Source organism: Curtobacterium sp. MCSS17_007 (genome assembly GCF_003234175.2).
Classification (GTDB): domain Bacteria; phylum Actinomycetota; class Actinomycetes; order Actinomycetales; family Microbacteriaceae; genus Curtobacterium.
On sequence record NZ_CP126257.1, the window covers coordinates 2,445,934 to 2,469,631 of the forward strand.

A 23,698-nucleotide genomic window follows, 5' to 3' on the forward strand; every position below is an offset into this window, starting at 1 on the left:
CGATAGCAGAAATTGTGTTCTGGACATCTGTTCCCGACCGTGTACAGTCGTCGCCGAACCATCGGAACGGGCGCCCCGCCCGGCTGACCAACGGAGGACCAGCACATGTCGACGACGACGACCGAGACCCCGCACCAGGACCGCACCGACCCGACGATCCCGACCACGATGCGTGCCGTCGTGGTGCACGGGCCGGGCGACTACCGACTCGAGGAACGCCCGGTCCCCCAGCCCGGACCGGGCGAACTGCTGCTCCGCACCGACGCCGTCGGCATCTGCGCGAGCGACCTGAAGTGCTACCACGGCGCGGCGAAGTTCTGGGGCGACGAGAACCGACCGGCGTGGGCGGAAGCCGACCGCATCCCCGGCCACGAGTTCGTCGGCACGGTCGTCTCCGGTGACGACGACGCGCTCGCGAAGCGTGGTGTGTCGCTCGGCGACCGGATCGCCTGCGAGCAGATCGTGCCGTGCTGGGAGTGCCGGTACTGCCTCGAGGGCGCCTACTGGATGTGCAACGTCCACGACATGTTCGGCTTCAAGGGATTCGACGGCGCGATGGCGGAGTACGTGCTCGTGCCGACCAAGGCCCTGACGCACCCGGTCGACCGCGCCCTGCCGGGCCAGGTCGCCGCCTTCGCCGAGCCCCTCTCCTGCGCCTTCCACGCCGTCGAGCGCGGCGACGTCCGGTTCGGCGACACCGTCGTGATCGCCGGTGCCGGGCCGATCGGGCTGTCGGCCATCGCCGGTGCGCGCCAGAAGAACCCGCTGCGGATCATCGCGCTCGACGTCGTCGACGACAAGCTCGCGCTCGCCCGCAAGGTCGGTGCCGACCTGACGATCAACATCGCGCAGGAGGACGCCGTCGCCCGCGTCAAGGAACTCACCGACGGCTACGGCGCGGACGTCTACATCGAGGCGACCGGCCACCCCTCCGCGGTGCCCCAGGGGCTGAACCTGCTCCGCAAGCTCGGCACGTTCGTCGAGTACTCGGTGTTCAAGGACGCCGTCTCCGTGGACTGGTCGATCATCTCCGACGACAAGGAGCTCGACGTCCGCGGCGCGCACCTCGGCCCGCACACCTGGCCGGCCGCGATCAAGCTGCTGGAGTCGGGCACGCTGCCGATGGACGAGATCTGCACGCACCAGTTCCCGCTCGAGGACTTCCAGCAGGCCCTCGACCTGGTCGGCGACTCCGCCGGTGCGTCCGTCAAGGTGTCGATCGTCCCGTCGCTGACCGCCCCGACCACGTCCGCCGCGCGGGCCTGACGCACCGAGGAGTCCCCGCGATGTCGACGACGACCGCGCGCACCACCGCCGCGTCCACGCCCGCCTCCGCCCGTCCGGAGGGGCGGCTCGACCGGATGGGCATCCCCCGTCCGCTCGCCCTCGGCTTCGTCGCCGTGCTGGTCTTCATGACCGGCAACGGCGTCGAGTCGAACTTCATCACACCGCACATGGTCGCGGTCCTCGGGAGCCCCGAGGCCACCGTCGCCACGATCGTGACGTTCTACAGCCTCGCCGCGCTCATCGGCAGCTACGTCTCCGGCGCACTGTCCGACCTGGTCGGGCCGCGCCGCGTGATGATCCTCGGCTTCGCCGTCTGGGTCGTCTTCGAGGTGCTGTTCCTGCTGGCGTTGCACGTCGAGAGCGTGCCCTTCGCCGCCGTCGCCTACGCCCTGCGCGGTTTCGGCTACCCGCTGTTCGCGTTCGCGTTCCTGGTCTGGGTGAACATCACGACCCCGGTGGAGCGGAACGGCTCCGCCGTGGGGTGGTTCTACGTCGCCTTCACCGGTGGCCTGCCGACCCTCGGCTCGCTCTTCGCCATCGGGGCGATCCCGGTGTTCGGCGGCGGCACGGTCGGTGAGACGGGTGCCATGATCGCGTCGATCGGCCTCGTGGTCGCCGGGTTCCTGATCATGCTGTTCGGCGTCCGCCTGCCCAACGGCTTCTCGCGGATCGCGCCCGCCGGCGAGAGCGCCTGGCGCGTCATGACGAGCGGGATCCGGCTCACCGCGACCCGCCCGAAGATCCTCATGGGCTTCCTCGTCCGCCTGATCAACACCGCGCCCGAGTTCGGCATGTTCGTCGTGCTCCCCGCGATCATCGCGAACGACCGCGGCTGGGGCCAGAGCCGGTGGCTCCTCATGACGGTCTGCGTCTACGCGACGAACATCCTGGTCAACGCCCTGTTCGGCTGGGTCGGCGACCGCATCGGCTGGCAGCGCACGGTCAAGTGGTTCGGCATCGTCGGCTCCGCCACCGGCCTCGTCGCCTGGTGGTACGTGCCGCAGCTCGTCCCCGCCGGATCGGACTGGGGCTACGTGCTCTCGGTCGTCGCCGGCTGCGTGTTCGGCTGCCTGCTCGCGGGCTTCGTGCCGATGGGCGCGATCATGCCGGCGCTCGCTCCGGAGCACAAGGGTGCGGCGATGGCGATGTACACGACCGCTGCCGGCGGGGCGGCGTTCCTCGGCACCGGCGTCGTCGCGGCGGTCTTCGCGCTCGGCGGCGGCGGCCAGGCGGTGACCTGGACGTTCGTGGGCCTCTACGCGTGCGCCTTCGTGATGATCCACTTCCTCGACGTGCCCCAGGGACGCCCGCACCGCGGCGCCCGCTGACGCCCGTCGAGCCGACCCCGGGCGGCGCTGGCCGTCCCACCGCCGCCCGGTCCCCCGCACGTCCCACCGCCGCCCGGTGCCCGGACGGCCCCTCCGACCCCGACCGACGCACCCGGTCCTCCAACCCGATCCTGACCCCATCCACCGGACCCCGGTCCACCGCACGACAGGAACGCACTCCATGACCACGATCCACGACGACCCCGAGGACTTCGCCGACGACCAGCTCGCCGGCTGGCTCGCCCTGTACGCCGACCGGGTGCGGGGTGTGCACGGCGGCGTGGTCGCCCTCCCCACCGAGGGCGCCGACCGGCAGGTCGCCGTCGTCGTCGGCGGCGGCTCCGGGCACTACCCCGCGTTCTGCGGGGTCGTCGGGCCCGGCTTCGCCACCGGCGCGGTCGTCGGCAACGTCTTCACATCACCCTCTGCAGCGCAGGTGTACTCGGTCGCGAAGGCCGCCGACCAGGGCCGCGGCGTGGTGCTGTCGTTCGGCAACTACGCCGGTGACACGATGAACTTCGGCCTCGCCGCCGAGCGGCTCCGCGCCGAGGGCATCGACACCCGCATCGTCGTGGTCACCGACGACGTGGCGAGCGCGGACGAGGTCGCCAGGCGTCGGGGCATCGCCGGTGACTTCGCGGTGTTCAAGGCGATGGGCGCGGCCGCCGCCGCCGGTTCGGACCTGGACGAGGTCGAGCGCGTCGGCACCGCTGCGAACGCCGCGACCCGCACGATCGGCGTCGCGTTCTCCGGCTGCACCATGCCCGGCACCACCGAACCGCTCTTCTCCGTCCCCGACGGGCACCTCGGCCTCGGCCTCGGCATCCACGGCGAGCCGGGCATCCAGGACGTCCCGGTGCTGCCCGCCCGGGAACTCGCCACGCTGCTCGTCGACCGGCTGCTGGCCGAACGCCCCGAGGGTGCCGGGCCGCGGGTCGCGCCGATCCTCAACGGTCTGGGCGACACGAAGTACGAGGAGCTCTTCCTGCTCTGGGGCCGGGTGCTCCCGCTCCTCGAGGACGCCGGTCTCGAGGTCGTCGAACCCGAGGTCGGCGAACTCGTCACCAGCCTCGACATGGGCGGCTGCTCGCTCACGCTGCAGTTCCTCGACGACGAGCTCGAACGGTACTGGCGCGCGGACGCCTACACGCCGGGCTACCGCAAGGTCGCCGCACCGGTCGCGGCGCTCGTGCCGGCCGATGCGGTCGCTGAGGCCGCTGCGGAGGCGACGGTCGTGCCGGACGCGACCGACGCCTCCCGTCGGGCTGCGGAGACCGCACGCGAAGCCGTCGTCGCGATCGACGTGCTGCTCCGCGAACAGGAGGAGACCCTGGGCCGCATCGACGCGGTCGCCGGGGACGGCGACCACGGACGGGGCATGGTGAAGGGGATCGGTGCGGCCCGTCGGGCGGTCGAGCAGGCCGACCGGGAGGCCGGGGTCGCCTTCGTCCTCGGCCGCGCCGGTGAGGCGTGGGCCGCGTCGGCGGGCGGCACGTCCGGTGTCCTGTGGGGTGCGGCGCTCGAGGCCTTCGGCCGCGCGCTCGGCGACGACGCCGAGCACGTGGGACCGTCCGAGGTCGTCGCGGCGGCGCAGGCGTTCGCGGACTCGATCGTGCACCTGGGCGGCGCGTCGCGCGGCGACAAGACACTGCTCGACGCGCTGCTGCCCTTCGTCGACCAGTTGCGCTCCTCGGTCGACGACGGCGCCGACCTCGCGACCGCCTGGCGGTCGGCGGCGCGGGTCGCGGTCGAGCAGGCCGACGCCACGGCGGACCTGCGGCCGAAGGTCGGGCGCGCCCGGCCCCTGGCCGAGAAGAGCGTGGGGACGCCCGATGCGGGCGCCACCTCGATGGGGATGGTCCTCACACGGGTCGGCGAGCTGCTCGCCGACCGCGCACGACGACGCGAAGGAGTGGACGCATGACGTTCCGGTTGGTGGTGGGCTCGGACGACGCGGGCTTCGACTACAAGGAGGTCATCAAACGTGACCTCGAGGCGGACGACCGCGTGGCCAGCGTGGTGGACGTCGGTGTGGACGCCGACGGGCACACGGCGTACCCGCACGTCGCCGTCGACGCGGCACGGATGGTCGCGGACGGCGAGGCCGACCGCGCGATCCTGGTCTGCGGCACCGGGCTCGGGGTGGCGATCAGCGCGAACAAGGTGCCCGGCATCCGGGCGGTCACGGCGCACGACTCGTTCAGCGTCGAGCGCTCCGTCCTGTCGAACGACGCGCAGGTGCTCTGCATGGGGCAGCGCGTGATCGGCGTCGAGCTCGCCCGACGTCTCGCGCTGGAGTGGCTCGACTACGAGTTCGACACGTCGAGCGCGAGCGCCGAGAAGGTCGCGGCGATCTGCGGCTACGACGGCTCGGCTCCGGTCGGCACGGACGCAGGGGTCGACGCCGGAGCGGGCGCCACTCGCTGACCTGACGGCAGTCCGCTGATCGTGACCGCCGTCGCCCCGGCCCGCCCGGCCGGGGCGACGGCGGTCGCGTCGTCCGGCTGACGGTGTGTCGCGGTCGCCGGCTCCGGGAACGCCCAGCCCACTGTCGGCAGCCCGACGTACGGTGCTCGCGACCCACCGCTCCACCGAAGGGGACACGATGCAGAAGTCAGCCTGGCTGCCCGCCGTCATCGCTCCGGTCGTCGTGGCCGGCGCGATCGCCGCGCCCGTCATCGCGAACGCCGCCGCCGATCCGGTGGCGGGGTCCGACCCGACCGCGGCCGACGTCCTCGCCAGCATCGCGGCGTCGCGGGACGCGCAGTACTCCGGCACGCTCGCGCAGACGAGCGACCTCGGCCTGCCGGAGCTCCCCTCCGGCAGCGGTGGATCCGACCTCGAGGGCGATGCTTCCGACGTCCTCGGGCTCCTCACCGCCTCGCACACCGCACGTCTGTACGTCGACAGCCCGGACAAGCAGCGGTTCCAGCTCACGAAGCAGCTCGCCGAACAGGACGTCGTCCGCAACGGCGACGACGTGTGGACCTGGGACTCGGAGGACCGCTCGGCCGTGCACGTCACGCTGCCGGACGGAGCGGACACCCCGGTCTCCGGCGCGACAACCCCGGCCGAGGCGGCGCAGCGCGCGGTCGACGCCATCACGCCGAGCACGAGGGTCTCCGACCCGACGACGGTCCGTGTCGCCGGTCACGATGCGTGGCAGGTCACCCTGACGCCGAGGTCCGACGACACCCTGGTCGGCACCGTCCGGCTCGCGGTGGACCAGCAGACCGGCCTGCCGCTCCGGGTCACGGTGACGGCGGCCGGGAAGGACGAGCCGGCGTTCCAGGTCGGGTTCACGAGCCTCGACTACGGCGCACCCGCGGCACGACTGTTCGACTTCACCCCGCCGTCCGGTGCGGACGTCACGACGAAGGACCTCTCCGACGCCGGTCACGACCGGCAGGGCGGACGCGGCCACGGTGGTGAGCGCGGCGGTGTCGAGCCGACGGTGACCGGCTCCGGCTGGGACGCCGTGGTCGAGCTGCCCGCGGGCGACTCCGCTCGGACGCTCCGGGACACCGAGACCACGGCGCTCCTCGACCAGGTGACGAAGCCGGTCGACGGCGGCCGCGCCGTCCAGACGTCGCTCGTGTCGGTCTACCTGACGGACGACGGTCGGGTGCTCGCGGGCGCCGTGCCGGTGGCCACCCTGGTCGCCGCCGCGAAGTGACGACAGCAGCAGACCCGGACGGCCCGGTGCCGGAGCGGGCGGAGCCCCGGGTGCCGGAGCTCGCGGTCCGGACCGAGTCGCTGGTCAAGGTGTTCCGGAAGCAGCGTGCCGTCGACGGCGTCGACCTCGCCGTCCCACGCGGCTCCGTGTTCGGGTTCCTCGGACCGAACGGCTCGGGCAAGACCACGACGATCCGGATGCTCCTCGGCCTGTCCTCGGCGACGAGCGGGACCATCGAGGTGCTCGGACGTCCGGTGCCCGGTGCGCTGCGCGAGGTGCTCCCCCGCGTGGGCGCCCTGGTCGAGGGTCCCGCGTCCTACCCGTACCTGACCGGCCGGGCGAACCTGCTGCGCTACGACGCGGCCGACCCGACCTCGGACCCACGAACCCGTCGCGACCGCGTCGCCGCGGCACTCGACCGCGTCGGCCTGACGCACGCGGCGGACAAGAAGGCGCACGCCTACTCGCTCGGCATGAAGCAGCGCCTCGGCCTGGCCAACGCGCTGCTCGCGCCGCGGGACCTGCTCGTGCTCGACGAACCGACGAACGGCCTCGACCCGCAGGGCACGCGCGAGGTCCGGAACCTCATCCGCTCACTCGCCGACGACGGCACCACGGTGTTCGTCTCGAGCCACCTGCTCGCGGAGATCGAGCAGGTCTGCACGCACGCCGCCGTGATGCGGAGCGGACACCTCGTGGCGCAGGGCTCGCTCGACGAGCTCCGCGCCACGGGCGGCCGGACGGTCACCGTCCGCACGCCGGACGTCGGACAGGCGGGTACCGTGCTGGTCCGGCTCGGGTTGACGCCGCGTCGGAACGTCGGAGCGGACACGCTGGTCGCCGACCTGCCCGCCGACGTCCTGCCGGAGACGGTGACCGCCGAGCTCGTGCGCGCCGACGTGCGCGTCCGCGGCATCACCGTCGGCGGCGGCACCCTCGAAGACCTGTTCGTCGCGCTCACCGGGGAGGGGTTCGATGTCGCAGCCTGAGACCGTCCGTGGTCCCGTCCGGCCCTTCGCCCTGCTCGGCTCCGAGCTCGCGCTGCTGTTCCGGCGCCGCCGGACCTGGGCGATGCTCGGTGCCCTCGCGCTGGTGCCGGTGCTCATCGCGATCGCGGTCCGGCTGACCACCGATGGTGGATCCGGCGGTCCCGCGTTCCTCGGGGACATCACGAACAACGGCCTCTTCGTGGCGTTCACCGCGCTCACCGTGTCCATCCCGCTGTTCCTGCCCCTGACCGTCGGCGTCGTGTCCGGCGACACGGTCGCAGGCGAGGCGTCGCACGGCACGATCCGCTACCTGCTCGTGGCTCCGACCGGCCGCCTGCGGTTCGTCCTCGTCAAGTACGCCGGCGCGGTGGCGTTCTGCCTGGCGGCGACGCTCCTGGTGGTGCTCGTCGGCGCGGCGATCGGTGCGCTGCTGTTCCCGATCGGACCGGTGACGCTGCTGTCCGGCACGCAGGTCGACGGGTGGTCGTACGCCGGTCGCGCGCTGCTGCTCGCGCTCTACGTGTCGCTCTCGATGCTCGGTCTCAGTGCGATCGGCCTCTTCGCCTCGACGCTGACGACGGTGCCGGTCGGTGCGATGGCCGCGACGGTCGTGCTCGCCGGGGTGTCGCAGGTGCTCGACCAGCTCCCGCAGCTCGACTGGCTGCACCCGTTCCTCTTCTCGCACCTGTGGCTCGGGTTCGGCGACCTGCTCCGCGACCCCATCTCGTTCGACTCGTTCGGGTCGAACGCCCTGCTGCAGCTCGGCTACGTGGCGGTGTTCGGCTCGCTGGCCTACGGACGGTTCGCGACGAAGGACGTCCTCAGCTGACCACCCACCATCCACGAACGGATCGGGCCCGGCGTCCTGCTGGACACCGGGCCCGACCCGTTCGTGCTGCCGTTCAGGCCTCCGGGCTCGCGGACCCGCCGGCCATCGTCTCCGTGTCCGCTCCGCGCTCGTCGGCGTACCGGTCGCGCAGGTCGCGGGCCTTCTCGGAGCGGTACCAGTCGAGCCGGGCGCCGGTCTCGACCGTCTGCATCCCGATCACGACCTTGCCGCGGGACCGCATCTCGGCGAGGTCCTCGTAGGCGTCGACGATGTACTCGAACGGGTAGAAGCCCGAGATGAGCACCTGCACGCGACGGTCCTGCACCGCCTTCGCGAGCAGGGTCAGCAGGTCGCGGGCCTCCTCGTCGTCGGCCGGAGCGCGGAGGAACCGGAGTTCCACGTCGCGGCGGTGCTCCGAGGTCACCAGGCGCTCCGAGGGCACACCGAGCCTGGCCGCCAGGTCCGCCGCTCCGCCGCCACCGTGGTTGTCGATGAACGCGGTGATCGGGCGGCCGCCGGCCATCTGGCGGATGCGGTCCTCCTCGCCGTCGCCGTAGGCGACGGGCAGGGTGCCGATCTGTCGCAGGTAGTCGTGGTTCCGCGGGCTGCCCAGTGCGATGACGGTCGCGCCGGCGTCGTGGGCGAGCTGGCACTCGATGTGCCCGACGCCGCCGGCGGCGGCCGAGATGACGACGGTGTCCTCCGGTCCGAGGCGGAGCCCGCGGACGACCGTCGCAGCGGTGGCACCGGCGAGGTACAGGCCGCCGGCGACCTCCCACCCGACGTGCTCGGGCTTCTTGACGACTGCGCCGCGGGGCACGCGGACCCAGGTGGCGTGTGCGCCGCCGTCGGGCGCGTGGCCCATGACCTCGTCGCCCACCTTGAGGTCGCGGACCTCGGCGCCGCGCGCCCGGACGATGCCCGCGAAGTCGACGCCCTGACGGGCGGGGAACGCCAGCTCGATGTGGTCGCGCAGCTTCCCCTCGCGGAGGAACCGCTCGACGTGGTTCAGGCCGGCGGCGACGACCTCGACGACGATGTCGCCGGGTCCGGGCTCGGGACGTTCCTGCGGGACGAGGTCGACGACGTCGAACCCGCCGTACCGGTCGTACTGCACTGCACTACCGATGCGCATGGGGGACTCCTTCCGTGGGCATGGCTCCGGTGTACTCGCGACGCCGGAGCGGTGTCCGTGAGCGAGGGGTACCAGGGCGCGGACGGTCGGACGGGAGGCGTGGGTCGGCGCGGCGACGCGCCTCCTGGCCGCCGGTCGTGCGGACGGGAAGCGGGTCGGGACCGCGACGCGCCTCCCGGCCACCCGTGGTGCGGGCGACGCGCTCAGCGCGCGTCGGGGCCGGCCTGCGCCGCGATCCGCGCGACCGTCCCGGCGTCGAGCGCGAAGGCGAGTGCGTCGCGGTCCGGGTCGGGTGCGCGCACCGGGGTCGACCAGACGGAACCGTCGACGGCGACGTCGACGACGAGGGCTCCGTGTGCGACGTGGGCGGACTCCTCGTCGTACCGTCCGACGACGTCCGTGTCGTTCGCGACACCGGGGGCGACGAGCACGGGGACCCCCGCGAGCGACCCGGCGGCGTGGTGGTGCTGGTGGCCGCCGAGCACGACCCGGACGTCCGATCCCTCGAGGAGCTCGGCGAGGTCCTCGGGGTTCTGGAGGCGGAGCGCCTCGTGCAGGAGCGTCGGAGCGGGCACCGGTGGGTGGTGCAGCACGACGACGGTGCCGTGCGGGACGGGGTCACCGGTGAGCGCCGCACGGAGCCGTTCGAGCGCGGTCTCGCTGACCTCGCCGTACCCGGCCCCCGGGACGCTCGTGTCGACGGTCACGATCCGGAACCCCGCGACGGTGGTCTGCCCCGAGACCGGGACGCTCGGCGGCAGGTACTCCGTGGTGTGCGCGAGCGGGGTGCCGCCCGGGCCGAGGACGTGCCCGTTCGCGAGCACCTGTCGGAATCCCTCGCGCAGGTCGTGGTTGCCGGGCACCGCGACGAAGGCCGCTCCGTGCCGCTCGGCCCACGCCCCGACGCGCTCGCGGACCGCACGGTACGACTCGGGGGTGCCGTCCTCGGACACGTCGCCCGAGATGACGACGAGCCCGACCCCGGGCACGCCGTCGACGTGCGCCAGCACCGCGTCGAGCGCCGCTGTCGTGTCGACCGACCCCTGGTGCAGGGCGCCGTCGCCGGTCAGGTGCGTGTCCGAGAGGTGGAGGATGCGGAGGGTTCCGGGTGCGGGCGTCTGCATGCGCCACACGGTAGCGGTGCCGGACGTCCGCGGCCCGGGCGGCGCGTTAGCGTTGCCTGGTGACCGACGCCCCGATCGACCTGCGCTCCGACACCGTCACCCGCCCCACGCCCGCGATGCGCCGGGCGATGGCCGAGGCCGAGGTCGGTGACGACGTCTTCGGGGAGGACCCGGAGACGAACGCCCTCGAGCAGGAGGTCGCGGACCTGCTCGGGTACGAGGCGGGTCTGTTCACCCCGACCGGCTCGCTCGCGAACCAGCTCGGTCTCCGGTTGCACGTCGCTCCGGGCGAGGAGCTGCTGGCGGACGTCCGTGCCCACGTCGTCCGCGCGGAGCTCGGCGCAGCCGCCGTGTTCTCCGGCATCACGACGCGCACCTGGCCGTCGGAGCGTGGACGGCTCGTCGCCGCGGCGGTCGCCGACATCGCCGAGCCGAACGCCGGTGCGTACAGCGTGTCGACGACGGCGATCGCGATCGAGAACACGCACAACTTCGGCGGTGGCACGGTCCAGCCCGCCGGCGAGGTCCGGGCCGTCCAGTCCTTCGCGCGGGAGCACGGGATCGCGGTGCACCTCGACGGTGCCCGGCTCTGGAACGCGCACGTCGCGTCGGGCACCCCGCTCCGCGAGCTCGCCGCCGGCTACGACACCGTGTCCGTCTGCCTGTCGAAGGGGCTCGGCGCCCCCGTGGGCTCCGTGCTCGTCGGGTCCCGGCAGCACGTCGCCGCGGCGCGGACCTGGCGGAAGCGCTACGGCGGGGGCATGCGGCAGACGGGCTTCCTGGCGGCCGCGGGACGCCACGCGGTCCGGCACCACGTCGAGCGGCTCGCCGAGGACCACGCGAACGCCCGGGTGCTCGCCGCGGCGCTCGACGTCGATCCGGCCACGGTCGACACGAACATCGTCTTCGCGGAGGTCACCGATCCGGCGGCGTTCGTGGCCGCGGCCGCGGAGCGGGGGGTGCGGGTGATGCAGCTCGGCCCACGGAGCGTCCGGCTCGTCACCCACCTCGACGTCGGTGCCGAGGACGCGTCCCGCGCCGCCGAGGTGCTGGGGGCACTCCCCCGCTGAACCGCCGGCGGCCGACGACGGGGTCCGTGCACGGCGTGTGTGCACGGCGTGTCCGCGCATGTCGGATGGCTGAACCGCGTGAAGTGGCACCCTGAGCGCCCCGACGGCACCGGGCGGACTCAACTGGACCCATGAGGACCGTGGGCGTCGAGGAAGAGCTGCTCCTGATCGACGGGCGGACCGGTGCGCCGGTCCCCGTGGCGGGGCGTCTGCTCGCCCGTGCCGCAGCGGCCGGCGACGCCGGGCCGCTGACCGGGGAGCTGCACCGCGAGATGCTCGAGGTCATCACCCGCCCGCACCGGTCCCTCGCCGCGCTCGACGAGGAGGTGACCGCGAACCGGGCGCTCGCGGACCGTCTGGCCCGGGGGTTCGGCGCCCGTGCCGCCGCACTCGCGACCTCGCCGACGGCGGCGGTCCCGCACCCGACCGACGACCCGCGCTACCGGGCGATGATCGAGCGGTACGGCAGCCTGCCGCGCCGTGTCCTGTCGTGCGGGCTGCACGTGCACGTCGCCGTCTCGTCGCCGGAGGAGGGCGTCGCCGTCCTCGACCGCATCCGCACGTGGACGCCCGTCCTGCTCGCGATGACGGTGAACTCGCCGTTCCACGACGGGGTCGACACGGGCCACGCGAGCTGGCGCTCGGTGTCGTGGAGCCAGTGGCCGTCCTCCGGTCCGATGGAGCTGTACGGGTCGGCAGCGCGGTACCGGAGCGTGGTCGACACACTGCTCGGCACCGGGACGCTGCTCGACCCGGGCATGCTCTACTTCGACGCCCGCCTGTCGCACCGGCACCCCACGATCGAGATCCGGGTGGCCGACGTGCCCCTCGACGCCGGGACCACGGCCACCGTCGCGGGGCTCGCGCGCGCCCTCGTCGACACCGCAGCCGAGGAGTGGCGCAACGGCGGCACGGCACCGCAGGCGTCGGTCTGCGCACTGCGCCTGGCCAACTGGTGCGCGGCGCTCGGTGGGCTCGGCGGGACGCTCGTCGACCCGACCACCGGTCTGCCGGCACCCGCGGCGGAGGTCGTCGCGATGCTGCTCGCCAAGGTCCTGCCCGCCCTGGTGGCGAACGGGGACGACCAGCTCGTCGAACGCGGAGCCGCGGACGTGTTCCGGTCCGGGACGGGAGCGGCCCGCCAACGTGCGTTCCACGCGGCCACCGCCGACGTGGCCGCCGTCGCGCTGGCGGCGAGCGACGTGACGATCGGCGCGGCGCCCGACGTGAGCCGTGTGACGACCGGCGCGACCGCCCCGGCGGTGGGCGCGTGAGCACCGACGACGGCGACCGCGTCCGGCGCTTCCTCGAGCACCACCGGATCGAGGTCGTGGACCAGCTGGCGGAGTGGGTCGAGATCCCGTCGGTGGCCTCGCAACCCGACCGACAGCCCGACGTCGAACGGTCCGCCCGGTGGCTCGCGGGCGCGATGCGGGAGGTCGGACTGGAGACGACGATCCTGCACGCAGGCCCGGCGCCCGCGGTGTTCGGCTGCACGGAGACGGACCCGTCGCGGCCGACGGTGCTCGTCTACAGCCACCACGACGTCCGGCACGCCAAGCCCGAGGAGTGGGCGGAGACCGAGCCGTTCCGACCGGTGCGCCGCGACGGGCGTCTGTACGGCCGCGGCGCCTCCGACGCGAAGGGCCAGGTCGTCGCGCACCTCTGGGGGCTCCGCGCGCACCTCGAGCGGCGCGGCGGTGCGGGACCGGCGGTGAACCTCAAGTACCTCGTCGAGGGCGAGGAGGAACTCGGGTCGGCACACCTCGCGGCGCTCCTGGACGCCGAGCGTGACCGGCTGGCGTGCGACGTGGTCGTGTTCTCGGACACCCTGCAGTGGAAGGACGGCGATCCGGCCGTCGTGACCTCGATGCGCGGGATGACGGGCGCGACACTCACCGTCACCGGTCCGGCGCGTGACGTGCACAGCGGCGCCGTCTCCGGTTCGGCGCCCAACCCGGCGCACGCGCTCGTCGCGGTGCTCGCCGCGATGCACGACGCGGACGGACGGATCGCCGTGCCGGGCTTCCTCGACGACGTCGACGAGATCACCGAGGAGCGTCGACAGCAACTGGCGGACCTGCGCTTCGACAGCGAGGTGTGGACGGACCGCACGGAGACCCGGAGCATCGTCGGCGAGCCGGGCCACACCGTCGAGGAGCGGCTCTGGGCCCGCCCCACCATCGAGGTGCTGACGCTCCTGGCCGGCGATCCCACGGGGTTCCCACGAGCGGTCGTCCCCCGGGAGGCGACGGCGACGATCAGCATCCGGACGGTCCCGCACCAGCGGGTGTCGACCATCGCCGAGCAGCTGCGCTCCTTCGTCGCCGACCGACTGCCGGACGGCTTCACGCACGAGCTGTCGATCCCCGAGGAGACGGGGCAGGACCCGTACGTGACGCCGGACGGGCCGGCGCTCGACGCGCTCGTCCGAGCCATGGAGGCGGGACACGGGCGTCGGCCGGCCGGCCGCATGGGGAACGCCGGCGGTGGACCGGCCGAGCTGCTCGGCCGGGTCTTCGACGCACCGGTCCTGTTCATCGGCACCGGCCTCCCCGAGGACCACTGGCACGCGAGTGACGAGAGCGTCGACGTCCGCACGCTGCTGGACGGCGCCGCGTCCATCGCGCACCTGTGGGACGAGCTCCCGTCCTCGTCCTCCTGACGGCTCGGGCGGGGGCGACGGGCGGTGGCGACGGGCTCCGACGTCCCGGGGAGGATCGTCACCGGATCGTGAGGACGCGCCCAGCGCGGTCCGTGCTCGACTGAGCGCATGCGACGACGACGGGGAGCCGCGGTGGCCGTGGGCTCGGCCCTCGCGACGACGGTGCTGCTCCTGACGGGGTGCACGGTCGCGAGCAGTGCCGCCGGGTCCTGCGCGCAGAACGAGGTCGAGCTCGGTGACTCGGACCTGCGCCCCGGCGGGTCGGTGCAGCTCTCGGTCGACTGGATGTACCGGTCGTGTGAGGACACGGGCACCACCCGCGCCTCCGACGACGTGACGGTCACGATCACCCCGGCGGCGACCGGCCGCAGCGTGCTGCTCGGCCGACGCCCCAGTGCCCGTCGCGCACGGTCACCGGTCGCTTCGCCCTGCCCGCGGACCTGCCGCGGGGCGACGCGGTGCTCGGCGTGCACGCGCACGACGGTGACGGCTCGGGTGCCGACGTCCCCGTGGTGATCCGCTGAGACGGACCGCGTGGACGGCGGTGTGTCACCTCGGAGGACGGCCCGCTCGACGCCGCCGCGGAGCTCCTCGCGACCCTCCCGGGACGCGCACGGCGCCCGTCGTCGGACGTGTGCCCACCGTCGCGACCGGGTGCGTGGAGGATGCGCCGGTGCCGGGCCGCGTCGCACGTACCCGTCGGCGGACGCTCCAGCGGCGGAGCGACGACGCGGCCAGCCGGGCGACGTGGTCCCGCCGGCGCCCGGGGTCGTCGGCCGGCGGACGCGGAGCGGTCGGCACCGGGAGCAGAGCACCCGACACCGACGCGCCTGCGCGATCCCGCAGGCGACGAAGACGACGAACACCCCGAGCGCAGCTGATCGATCCCGACGGTCCACGAACCTCTTCCCCTCCTGCCCACGGCGGGCGACGACGAGGTGGAGTTCTCGTACTCCGGTTGCCCGTCGACAACGGGTCGCGTCGCGGCGTTCAGGCGGTGGCGACGGGCTCCTCGGCAGCCAGCGGGAACGCCAGCGGGTCGTCGTGCACGAGGTCGAGCGCCCGCGCCACGGCCCCGAGCACCACGACGTCGCCGCCGAACCGGGACGCGACGACCTCGGGCGTCGGGTCGTACTCCCACGCCGCCAGGTGCTCGCGGGCACGGTCGATCACGGGTGCCGCAGCATCGGCGATCGCTCCGGCGACGACCACACGATCGATGTCGAGCAGGCTCGCGAGGAGCACGCAGACGCGTGCGAGCCGGTCGCCCAGGCGGTCGACGACCTCGAGCGCGACCGGGTCGAGCAGCGCGGCGGCGGCGAACACCGCCGCGGCGCCCGGCTCCTCGTCGCCGCCGAGCAGCGATGACGGGGCGATCCGTCCCTCGGCCCGGGCCTCGCGGACGAGCTCGCGGGCGGTGCGACCGATGCCGTTCGACGAGGACACCCCGTCGACCAGGTCGAGCACACGGAGCTCGCCAGCACCGCCCCGGGCTCCGCGGAGCAGCACCCCGTCGACGACGAGCCCGGCGCCGAAGCGTTCCCCGGAGAGGAGCGCGGCGAAGGACGCGTCCCCCGAGGAGGGGCGCTCGGCCAGCGCGGCGGCGTTCGCGTCGTTCTCGACCACGACGACGCCGGAGGGCACGACGCCCGCGAAGCCCGGGTTCATGCTGTTCCAGAACCCGCCGTCGTCGGGCGACCGTCCCACCGCGTCGACCGGCGCCGGGATCCCGATGACGGTCACCAGCACCCGGGTCGGGTCGACCTCGGCGGCGGTGAGCGCCGAAGCGACCGTGTCCTCGACGACGCGGAGGCGCACCGGCACCTCGAGCCCGGCCTCGCCGAGTGCACCCTCGGTGCGCGCGAGCACCGTGCCGCGGAGGTCGGCCACGAGGACGGTGACCCGGTGCTGCCCGGCGTCGACACCGACGACGATCCCGGCGTCGGCGACGAGCTCGTACCGCCGGGCGGGCCGGCCCTTCCGGTACTCCCCCGCGGCGCGGGCGTCGTCGAGGTCGCGCAACCAGCCGAGCCGGACGAGCTCCGTGCAGGCCGCGAGCACGGTCGACCGGGTGAGACCCGTGGCGTCCATCGCCTCGGTCGCCGTGAAGGCACCGGACTCCGGCTCGAGCGCGTACGCCAGGACCGTCTCGGCGCTGGTCGCGCGGGGGGTCACACGGCGCTGTGGCATGCCCCGACCCTACCGCGGGGCGAGTTGCTTGCGCGATTAGATTTTCTGAGTACATTTAGTCGCGCGAGCCGACACCGACGCCGGCACGCGAGCCGGAACGGCAGGGACGCCGGGTCCGGACGGACGGAGACGACGTGCAAGCACACGCCACCACCAGGAGCACGGCCGGGGTCACCCGCCGCGGGTTCCTGCTCGGTGCGGGCGGCATCGGCGCAGGCCTGGCACTCGCCGGGTGCGCCCCGCTCGGAGGATCGAGCAGCCGACCCGAGACCATCACCTTCTACGTGTCGAAGCCCGAGGTCATCGGCTACTTCGACGACGTCATCGCGAAGTTCCACGACAGCCAGTCGAAGATCCGCGTGGTCCGGGACTCGACCTCGAACATGTCCGCGAACTTCGTCCGGAACCGGCCACCGGACCTCGGGTGCCTGAACTACAACTACGCGATGGTGTCGTTCGTCGAGCACGGGGCCATGACCGACCTGTCCGACCTGCCCGAGAAGGACACGATCAACCCCGACCTGTGGCCGCTCATGGAGCAGACCGCGGACTACCCGGGGCGGACGAGCGTCCTGCCGTACTCGGTCACCGCCGCGTCCGTCATCTACGACAAGCAGCTGTTCGCGCAGCAGGGCCTCGAGGTCCCGACGACCTGGAGCGCGTTCGCCGACGTGTGCGAGCGCCTCGTCGCGGCCGGGATCACCCCGATGTACGGCACGTACAAGGACAACTGGACGATCGCCCAGGGCATGTTCGACTACTCGGTGGGCGGCATGCTCGACGTGCCGGAGACCTTCGCGGCCCTCGACCGGGAGGGCACTTCGGTCGGCAAGGGATCCGCCGTCTCGTTCGAGAAGGACTTCGCCGCTCCGGTCGGGCGGATGGTGGATCTGCTGCAGTGGCACCAGAAGGGCGCGGCCAGCCGGGGCTACGGCGACGGCAACCTGGCGTTCGCGCAGGGGAAGGCCGCGATGTACCTGCAGGGCCCGTGGGCACTCGGCGAGATCGCGAAGACGAACCCCGACATGGACCTCGGCACCTTCCCGTTCCCCGCGACCGACGACCCCGCCGACAACAAGGTGCGCGTCAACGTCGACCTCGGGCTCTGGATCCCGGAGGCCTCGCGCAAGCAGGAGGCCGCCCGCGAGTTCCTGTCCTTCCTCATGAGCCCGGCGATCAGCGACCAGTACAACGCCGACAACAACGGCTTCGGCGTCCGGAAGGACTCCCCGCCGGTCTCGAACCCCGCGCTCCGCGGCATGCAGGACTCGTACGACCGCGCCGCCTTCTACCTGGGCGCCTCGCAGCTCATCCCCGCCGAGATCCCGGTGGCGAACTACCTGCAGTCCATCGCCTTCGGCGGTGCGCCCGAACAGCAACTCCGCACCCTCGACGGCGACTGGGCGCGGCTCGCGCTCCGGTCGGCCGCGTAAGGAGACGACCTTGGCCACCACGACCACCGAATCGATCACGACGGCGGGCCGCCGCCGACGGGGCGGCACCGCACCGCGCCTCCAGGCCGGCAGCCGCGGACGCGGGAAGCGCGTCGACCCGCTCTTCCTCGTGTTCCTCGTCCCCACGCTCGTGCTCTTCACGCTCGCCATCACGCTCCCCGCGGTGATGGGCATCGTGCTGAGCTTCACGAACTCGGTCGGCTTCGGCGAGTTCCGGTTCACCGGCCTGACGAACTACGTCGCGGTGTTCTCCGACCCCGCGATCCTGCAGGCGTACCTGTTCACGATCGGGTTCTCGCTCGTCACCGTGCTCCTGGTGAACGCGGTCGCGTTCCTGCTCGCGATCGCGCTGACGTCGAAGATCCGCGGCAAGATCGCGCTGCGTGCGGTCTTCGTGCTGCCGATGGTGATCTCCGGCATCGTCATCGCCTACGTGTTCTCGTTCCTCTTCGCGAACAGCCTGCCGGCGCTCGCGACCGCGGTCGGCTTCGCCCCGCTCGAGCAGAGCATCCTGGCGAACCCCGACCTGGCGTGGGTCGCGATCGTCGTCGTGACCGCATGGCAGGCGATCCCGTCGACGCTCCTCATCTACATCGCCGGCGTCCTGTCGATCCCCGGCGAGGTCTACGAGGCGGCGTCGCTCGACGGAGCCTCCGCCTGGCGGCAGCTGATCTCGATCACGGCACCGCTGACGGCGGGCTACATCCTCATCAACCTGGTCATCGGGTTCAAGAACTTCCTGAACTCGTACGACATCATCGTCGGCCTGACCGACGGCGGCCCGGGTACCTCGACCACATCGGTCGCGATGTCGATCTTCAAGGGCTTCAGCGGCGGCGACTACGCGTACCAGATGGCGAACGCGACGATCTTCTTCGTGATCGCCGTGGTCATCGCCGTGATCCAGCTGCGGGCGACCCGCGGGAAGGCAGCGCTCTGATGACCATGCAAGCACCCCTCCGCCCGGGCACGACGGCCACCGGCAGCATCCGGTCCGTCGACGCCGACCGCACCGCCGGCCGCCGCGGCGAGCGGTTCAACTGGCCGGTCACGATCGTCCTCGCGCTGTGCACCCTGTCCGTCCTCGTCCCGCTCTACGTCACCGTGACGATGGCGTTCAAGACGACGTCGCAGGCCGTGGACGGCAACGCGTTCTCGCTGCCGGCCCCGTTCAGCGTCGACGGGTTCGTGCAGGCGTGGGAACTGACCGACTTCCCGCGGGCGTTCGGCGTCTCCGTGCTCATCGCCGCGATCACCGTCGTCGGGACGATCCTCCTCGCCTCGTTCACCGCGTACGCCATCGCGCGGAACTGGGAGCGTCGCTTCTTCCGCTGGTCGTTCTTCTACCTGCTCGCCGCGATGTTCCTGCCGTTCCCGGTGCTCGCGCTGTCGCAGGTGAAGCTCACCGGCCTCGCGGGGCTGGACAACCCGTTCGGCGTCGCGATCCTGCACGTCATGTTCCAGCTGTCGTTCAGCGTCCTGCTCTTCACCGCGTTCCTGCGCTCGATCCCGGCCGAGCTGGAGGAGAGTGCCCGCATCGACGGTGCGAGCACGGGGCAGGTGTTCTGGCGACTCGTGTTCCCGCTGCTGGCACCGATGAGCGCCACCGTCGGCATCTTCGCGTTCCTCGCGTCCTGGAACGACTTCGTGATGCCGTCGCTGATCACCTCCGACCCGGCGTTGCAGACCCTGCCGGTGCTGCAGCAGATGTTCCAGACGCAGTTCAGCAACAACTACAACGTGTCGTTCGCCTCGTACCTGATGGCCATGGCACCGGCGATCCTCGTCTACCTCGTCACCCAGCGATGGGTGATGGCGGGCGTGACGCAGGGTGCGATCAAGTGACCGCGGAGACCACGCACGCCGCCGCGGCCGCGACGACCGACACCACCACCACCCACACCGACAACGAAAGGCCCGACGTGACCGACACGCTCGTCCAGCCCGCAGCACCCACCGACGCCGAGACCTGGTGGCGCCAGGCGAGCGTCTACCAGGTCTACCCCCGCTCGTTCGCCGACGCGGACGGCGACGGCATCGGCGACCTGCGTGGGGTGACCTCGCGGGTGCCGTACCTGGCCTCCCTCGGCATCGAGGCCGTCTGGCTCAGCCCGTTCTACCCGTCCGCGCTGGCCGACGGCGGCTACGACGTCGACGACTACCGCGACGTCGACCCGCGCCTGGGCACCCTCGCCGACTTCGACGAGATGGTCGAGGCCCTGCACGGCGCGGGCATCCGGGTGATCGTCGACATCGTGCCGAACCACACGAGCGACCGGCACGCGTGGTTCCGCGAGGCGCTGGCGTCCCCGAAGGGCAGCCCGGCCCGCGACCGCTACGTGTTCCGCGACGGCACCGGCCCCGACGGGTCCGAACCGCCCGCCGACTGGGTGTCGATCTTCGGCGGCCCGGCCTGGACCGCGGTGGGCGACGGCCAGTGGTACCTGCACAACTTCGCGAAGGAGCAGCCCGACCTGGACTGGGCGAACCGCGAGGTCCGCGACGACTTCCTGCACACGCTGCGCTTCTGGTCGGACCGCGGGGTCGACGGCTTCCGCATCGACGTCGCACACGGACTGGCGAAGGACCTGCCCGAGGGCGAGCTGCCCACGTGGGCCGAGGTGCTCGCGGCGCCGAAGGACGGCTCGCACATCCTGTGGGACCGCGACGACGTGCACGAGATCTACGCCGAGTGGCGGAAGGTCTTCGACGAGTACACCCCGGCCCGCACCGCGGTCGCCGAGGCGTGGGTCGCCGCCGACCGCCGTGCCCGGTACGCCAGCGCCGAGGGGCTCGGGCAGGCGTTCAACTTCGACCTGCTCGAGGCCGACTTCGACGCGCAGCAGTTCCGGACGATCATCGAGTTCAACCTCGGTCTGGCGGAGCAGTCCGGCTCGTCGACGACGTGGGTGTTCTCGAACCACGACGTCGTCCGGCACGCCACGCGGTACGCGCTCCCCGCCCGCAACGGCGACGAGCAGAAGCAGGGTGCCGCGTGGCTGCTCGCCGGGGGTGACCAGGCTGCGCTCGACCTTTCCCTCGGGCTCCGTCGAGCGCAGGCGGCGACGCTCCTCGAGCTCGCGCTGCCGGGCTCCGCCTACCTGTACCAGGGCGAGGAGCTCGGGCTGCACGAGGTCGGCGACATCCCGGACGCCGACCGCCAGGACCCGGCCTTCTTCCGGAACCCCGGTGTCGACGTCGGCCGTGACGGCTGCCGCGTCCCGATCCCGTGGACGCGGACCGGCGAGAGCTTCGGGTTCGGCGACGGCGGCTCGCACCTGCCGCAACCGGCGTGGTTCGCCGACTCCTCGGTCGAGGCCGAGGACGCCGACCCCGACTCGACGCTCAACCTGTACCGGAAGGCCCTGGGCCTCCGTGGTCAGCTGCAGACCGAGGAGCACCTCGAGTGGCTCGAGACCGGCCGCGACGACGTGCTCGCGTTCCGTCGGCCGAACGGCTGGACGAGCGTCACGGTGTTCGGCGACGAGCCGTACGCACTCCCCGCCGGCGAGCTGCTGCTCGCCTCCGCGCCGGTGGCAGACGGCGCACTGTCGGGTGTGGGGACCGCCTGGTTGCGTTCCTGACGCAGCCCGGTGGCGGACGGGAGGCGCGGTGCGGGCAGGCACCGCGCCTCCCGTCCGTAGGGGGCCGTTCCGCGCGAAGGAAGACGGATCGCTCGTAGGAGGACGGAAGGTACGTCCTCCTACGAGCGATTCGTCTTCCCATTGCAGGCAGGATGGGCTCCTTCGTCGCCGGTAGTGTCGGCGACATGAGTGGCGCGAGCATCAGCGTGCGGGACTTCGTCATGCGCTTCGGCGACCGCGACGTCGTCGACGGGTTGTCGTTCGACGTCGCACCCGGCGAGACGTTCGGGTTGCTCGGCAGCAACGGCTCCGGCAAGACGACCACGATCCGCGCCCTGCTCGGCATCACGACCCCGACCGCCGGCACCCTGCACGTCGACGGCGCGCCGTACCGGCCCGCGACGGGAGGCATCGGGTACCTGCCCGAGGAACGCGGCCTGTACCGCAAGGAGTCCGTCCTCGACGTGATGACCTACTTCGGGATGCTCCGCGGACTGCGTCGCCCCGAGGCCGCGGCGTGGAGCACGGAGTACCTCGCTCGCGTGGGGCTCGCCGACCGCGCGAAGCTCCGGGTCGACAAGCTGTCGGGCGGGCAGCAGCAGAAGGTGCAGCTCGGGATCACGATCATGGACCGACCGCGCCTGCTCATCCTCGACGAACCGACGAAGGGCCTCGACCCGGTCAACCGCCGGCTGCTCCTCGACCTGGTCGACGAGCGGAAGGCCGACGGCGCGACCGTCGTGCTCGTCACGCACCACATGGACGAGGTCGAACGGCTGTGCGACCGGATCCTCCTGCTCAAGGACGGCCGGTCGGCCGCGTACGGGAGCATCCCGGACGTGCAGGACACCTTCGGCGGCGCGGTCGCTCGCGTGCACCTCGACGGCGCCGTCCCACGGTCGGACCTGTACCGCCTCGCCCGCCACGAGGGGCACGTCGCCCACCTCGTGCCGACCGCTGCCGCCGCCGCGGACGGCTCGGACATCCTGGCGTCGCTCGTGTCGGCCGGCGTGCACGTGACCGGCTTCGAGATGCGGCGCATCCCGCTCGACGAGATCTTCGTGCAGGTGTACGGGCACGACGCCGGGTCCGACGACGCTCCCGCACGCGCCCGCACCACGACCGGGGCCGCCGCGTGAGCCGCCTCGGGACGGTCGTCCGCTTCGAGTTCGTCCGCGCCGTCAAGAAGCCGGCGTTCTGGATCGGGACCCTGGCCCTGCCGGTCGTGGTCGTCCTGGTCTCGGTGCTCGTCGGCATCGGCCAGGCCGCCGGCTCCGACTCGGTGTCGTCGAGCGCCTCGGCCGCGAAGACGCCGTTCCGGTACGTCGACCACTCCGGCCTCGTGTCAGCGTCGGTCGCCGCCGAGTGGGGTGGCTCCCCCTCGGAGGACCCCGGTGCCGACCGGGCCGCGGTCCGCTCCGGCACGCTCGAGCTCTTCGTCGAGTTCCCCGCGAAGCCGTCGAGCGAACCGATCCGACTCGACGCCACCGACCGCGGGCTGTTCGAGAACGGCGGGTACTCCTCGCTCGCCGAGCGCGTGCTCGAGCGGAGCGTCGCGGCGTCCGTCGGCGACGACGAGGCGGTCGCGCTCCTCCGGGCACCGCCCTCGACCGACCTCACGACCTGGACGGACGGTCGCGTCGCACCGGGGTGGCTGTCGATCGTGCCGCCGTTGCTCTACGCCCTCGCGTTCTTCGGCATCGTCGTGCTGCTGGCCACCCGGATGGTGACCGTGGTCGTCGAGGAGAAGGAGAACCGCATCTCCGAGATGATCCTGACCACCGTGACGGCGGGTGACCTCATCCGCGGCAAGGTGCTCGCGATGCTCCTCGTCGGGCTGGTGCAGATCGGCGTCGTCGCGGTGCCGGGGCTCGCGGTCGCCCTGCTCGCGCTCCCGCTGATCGCCCCGAGGCTCGGCGGCCTGTCGGTCGACCCCTGGCGCATGGCGGTCGGGGCGCTCCTGCTGGTGGGCGGGGTGCTGCTCGCGTGCGGGCTCTTCGTCGTCGTCGGGGCGGCGGTGCCCTCGATCAAGGACGCCTCCACGCTGCAGTCCGCGGCGATCTTCGCCCTGATCATCCCGCTCTACGCGGCGTTCTTCGTGATGACCACCCCGTCCTCGCCGGTGGCCGCGTTCTTCACGTACTTCCCGACGTTCACGCCGATCTCCGCCATGGTCCGGAACGCCGTCGGTTCCCTGACCGTCGTCGAGTCGGTGGTGTGCGTCGTCGAGGTGTTCGCCACCGCCGCGGTGCTGCTCTGGTTCGCGGAGTACCTGTTCCGGCACTCGGTCGCCCAGTACGGGTCGAAGGTCACGCTCCGGCAGCTCGCCGCCTGGCGCCGGGGCCGCCCTCGCAGCCGCTGATCGGG

General features: G+C 72.7%; 20 protein-coding genes. 17 read left to right on the top strand and 3 right to left on the bottom strand.

Annotated elements, in window-relative coordinates; genetic code table 11:
- The first annotated feature begins 105 nt into the window (after positions 1 to 105).
- The 7 genes from DEJ22_RS11625 (at position 106) to DEJ22_RS11655 (ending at position 8,109) form a co-directional block, all read left to right on the top strand.
- Entirely contained in the window at positions 106 to 1,266 is a 1,161-nt protein-coding gene (locus DEJ22_RS11625; protein ID WP_111227859.1) for a zinc-binding dehydrogenase, read from the top strand.
- A gap of 20 nt (positions 1,267 to 1,286) precedes the next feature.
- Positions 1,287 to 2,615 (top strand): MFS transporter, encoded by a 1,329-nt coding sequence (locus tag DEJ22_RS11630; protein WP_220033784.1) that lies wholly within the window; start codon positions 1,287 to 1,289, stop codon positions 2,613 to 2,615.
- 181 nt (positions 2,616 to 2,796) lie between these two features.
- Positions 2,797 to 4,539, top strand: coding sequence for a dihydroxyacetone kinase family protein (locus DEJ22_RS11635; RefSeq protein WP_111227858.1), 1,743 nt, complete (start codon positions 2,797 to 2,799; stop codon positions 4,537 to 4,539).
- Positions 4,536 to 5,042, top strand: a complete 507-nt coding sequence (locus DEJ22_RS11640; protein ID WP_111227857.1) for a ribose-5-phosphate isomerase — start codon at positions 4,536 to 4,538, stop codon at positions 5,040 to 5,042. The genes DEJ22_RS11635 and DEJ22_RS11640 overlap by 4 nt, the downstream gene beginning before the upstream one ends.
- Positions 5,043 to 5,220: 178 nt before the next feature.
- A complete protein-coding gene (locus DEJ22_RS11645; RefSeq protein WP_146241787.1) occupies positions 5,221 to 6,291 on the top strand; it encodes a LolA family protein in 1,071 nt (356 codons plus the stop codon).
- Positions 6,288 to 7,280: an ABC transporter ATP-binding protein gene (locus tag DEJ22_RS11650; RefSeq protein WP_258379685.1), complete on the top strand. Its 993-nt coding sequence runs from the start codon at positions 6,288 to 6,290 to the stop codon at positions 7,278 to 7,280. The genes DEJ22_RS11645 and DEJ22_RS11650 overlap by 4 nt, the downstream gene beginning before the upstream one ends.
- Positions 7,267 to 8,109 carry an ABC transporter permease gene (locus tag DEJ22_RS11655; protein ID WP_111227854.1) on the top strand — a complete coding sequence of 281 codons (843 nt, stop codon included), beginning with the start codon at positions 7,267 to 7,269 and terminating at the stop codon, positions 8,107 to 8,109. The genes DEJ22_RS11650 and DEJ22_RS11655 overlap by 14 nt, the downstream gene beginning before the upstream one ends.
- 73 nt (positions 8,110 to 8,182) lie before the next feature.
- Here the strand turns inward: DEJ22_RS11655 and DEJ22_RS11660 are convergent, their stop codons facing one another.
- Both DEJ22_RS11660 and DEJ22_RS11665 read right to left on the bottom strand, forming a co-directional pair.
- Entirely contained in the window at positions 8,183 to 9,244 is a 1,062-nt protein-coding gene (locus DEJ22_RS11660) for an NADP-dependent oxidoreductase (RefSeq protein WP_111227853.1), read from the bottom strand.
- Between the two features lie 203 nt (positions 9,245 to 9,447).
- Positions 9,448 to 10,368 carry a metallophosphoesterase gene (locus tag DEJ22_RS11665; protein WP_111227852.1) on the bottom strand — a complete coding sequence of 307 codons (921 nt, stop codon included), beginning with the start codon at positions 10,366 to 10,368 and terminating at the stop codon, positions 9,448 to 9,450.
- A gap of 59 nt (positions 10,369 to 10,427) precedes the next feature.
- On the opposite strand from DEJ22_RS11665, the gene DEJ22_RS11670 reads away from it, so the two are divergent.
- The 4 genes from DEJ22_RS11670 (at position 10,428) to DEJ22_RS11685 (ending at position 14,619) form a co-directional block, all read left to right on the top strand.
- Positions 10,428 to 11,438: a threonine aldolase family protein gene (locus DEJ22_RS11670; RefSeq protein ID WP_258379684.1), complete on the top strand. Its 1,011-nt coding sequence runs from the start codon at positions 10,428 to 10,430 to the stop codon at positions 11,436 to 11,438.
- A 131-nt stretch (positions 11,439 to 11,569) separates the two neighbouring features.
- Entirely contained in the window at positions 11,570 to 12,712 is a 1,143-nt protein-coding gene (locus DEJ22_RS11675; RefSeq protein ID WP_111227851.1) for a glutamate--cysteine ligase, read from the top strand.
- Positions 12,709 to 14,103: a M20/M25/M40 family metallo-hydrolase gene (locus DEJ22_RS11680; RefSeq protein ID WP_111227850.1), complete on the top strand. Its 1,395-nt coding sequence runs from the start codon at positions 12,709 to 12,711 to the stop codon at positions 14,101 to 14,103. The genes DEJ22_RS11675 and DEJ22_RS11680 overlap by 4 nt, the downstream gene beginning before the upstream one ends.
- A gap of 108 nt (positions 14,104 to 14,211) precedes the next feature.
- Positions 14,212 to 14,619, top strand: a complete 408-nt coding sequence (locus DEJ22_RS11685; RefSeq protein WP_146241786.1) for a hypothetical protein — start codon at positions 14,212 to 14,214, stop codon at positions 14,617 to 14,619.
- A gap of 474 nt (positions 14,620 to 15,093) precedes the next feature.
- Here DEJ22_RS11685 and DEJ22_RS11690 read toward each other — a convergent pair whose 3' ends face one another.
- Complete coding sequence (locus tag DEJ22_RS11690) at positions 15,094 to 16,293, bottom strand: ROK family protein (protein WP_111227848.1); 1,200 nt, start codon at positions 16,291 to 16,293, stop codon at positions 15,094 to 15,096.
- A gap of 134 nt (positions 16,294 to 16,427) precedes the next feature.
- Between DEJ22_RS11690 and DEJ22_RS11695 the strand changes: the two genes are divergently transcribed.
- The 6 genes from DEJ22_RS11695 (at position 16,428) to DEJ22_RS11720 (ending at position 23,693) form a co-directional block, all read left to right on the top strand.
- Positions 16,428 to 17,726, top strand: coding sequence for an ABC transporter substrate-binding protein (locus DEJ22_RS11695; protein ID WP_111227847.1), 1,299 nt, complete (start codon positions 16,428 to 16,430; stop codon positions 17,724 to 17,726).
- A 10-nt stretch (positions 17,727 to 17,736) separates the two neighbouring features.
- A complete protein-coding gene (locus DEJ22_RS11700; RefSeq protein WP_181430945.1) occupies positions 17,737 to 18,687 on the top strand; it encodes a carbohydrate ABC transporter permease in 951 nt (316 codons plus the stop codon).
- The gene (locus DEJ22_RS11705; RefSeq protein WP_174234680.1) at positions 18,687 to 19,592 is read left to right on the top strand and encodes a carbohydrate ABC transporter permease; all 906 of its coding nucleotides are present in this window, start codon (positions 18,687 to 18,689) and stop codon (positions 19,590 to 19,592) included. The genes DEJ22_RS11700 and DEJ22_RS11705 overlap by 1 nt, the downstream gene beginning before the upstream one ends.
- 77 nt (positions 19,593 to 19,669) lie before the next feature.
- A complete protein-coding gene (locus DEJ22_RS11710; RefSeq protein ID WP_258379690.1) occupies positions 19,670 to 21,331 on the top strand; it encodes a glycoside hydrolase family 13 protein in 1,662 nt (553 codons plus the stop codon).
- Positions 21,332 to 21,516: 185 nt separating this feature from the next.
- On the top strand, positions 21,517 to 22,470 hold the full coding sequence (locus tag DEJ22_RS11715; RefSeq protein ID WP_111227903.1) for an ABC transporter ATP-binding protein: 954 nt from the start codon (positions 21,517 to 21,519) through the stop codon (positions 22,468 to 22,470).
- Entirely contained in the window at positions 22,467 to 23,693 is a 1,227-nt protein-coding gene (locus DEJ22_RS11720; RefSeq protein WP_111227845.1) for an ABC transporter permease, read from the top strand. The genes DEJ22_RS11715 and DEJ22_RS11720 overlap by 4 nt, the downstream gene beginning before the upstream one ends.
- Positions 23,694 to 23,698: the final 5 nt, after the last annotated feature.

Coding starts and splice junctions, on each gene's coding strand:
- DEJ22_RS11625 (WP_111227859.1), top strand. CDS start 106: ATGTCGACGACGACGACCGAGACCCCGCACCAGGACCGCACCGACCCG.
- DEJ22_RS11630 (WP_220033784.1), top strand. CDS start 1,287: ATGTCGACGACGACCGCGCGCACCACCGCCGCGTCCACGCCCGCCTCC.
- DEJ22_RS11635 (WP_111227858.1), top strand. CDS start 2,797: ATGACCACGATCCACGACGACCCCGAGGACTTCGCCGACGACCAGCTC.
- DEJ22_RS11640 (WP_111227857.1), top strand. CDS start 4,536: ATGACGTTCCGGTTGGTGGTGGGCTCGGACGACGCGGGCTTCGACTAC.
- DEJ22_RS11645 (WP_146241787.1), top strand. CDS start 5,221: ATGCAGAAGTCAGCCTGGCTGCCCGCCGTCATCGCTCCGGTCGTCGTG.
- DEJ22_RS11655 (WP_111227854.1), top strand. CDS start 7,267: ATGTCGCAGCCTGAGACCGTCCGTGGTCCCGTCCGGCCCTTCGCCCTG.
- DEJ22_RS11660 (WP_111227853.1), bottom strand. CDS start 9,244: ATGCGCATCGGTAGTGCAGTGCAGTACGACCGGTACGGCGGGTTCGAC.
- DEJ22_RS11665 (WP_111227852.1), bottom strand. CDS start 10,368: ATGCAGACGCCCGCACCCGGAACCCTCCGCATCCTCCACCTCTCGGAC.
- DEJ22_RS11675 (WP_111227851.1), top strand. CDS start 11,570: ATGAGGACCGTGGGCGTCGAGGAAGAGCTGCTCCTGATCGACGGGCGG.
- DEJ22_RS11685 (WP_146241786.1), top strand. CDS start 14,212: ATGCGACGACGACGGGGAGCCGCGGTGGCCGTGGGCTCGGCCCTCGCG.
- DEJ22_RS11690 (WP_111227848.1), bottom strand. CDS start 16,293: ATGCCACAGCGCCGTGTGACCCCCCGCGCGACCAGCGCCGAGACGGTC.
- DEJ22_RS11705 (WP_174234680.1), top strand. CDS start 18,687: ATGACCATGCAAGCACCCCTCCGCCCGGGCACGACGGCCACCGGCAGC.
- DEJ22_RS11715 (WP_111227903.1), top strand. CDS start 21,517: ATGAGTGGCGCGAGCATCAGCGTGCGGGACTTCGTCATGCGCTTCGGC.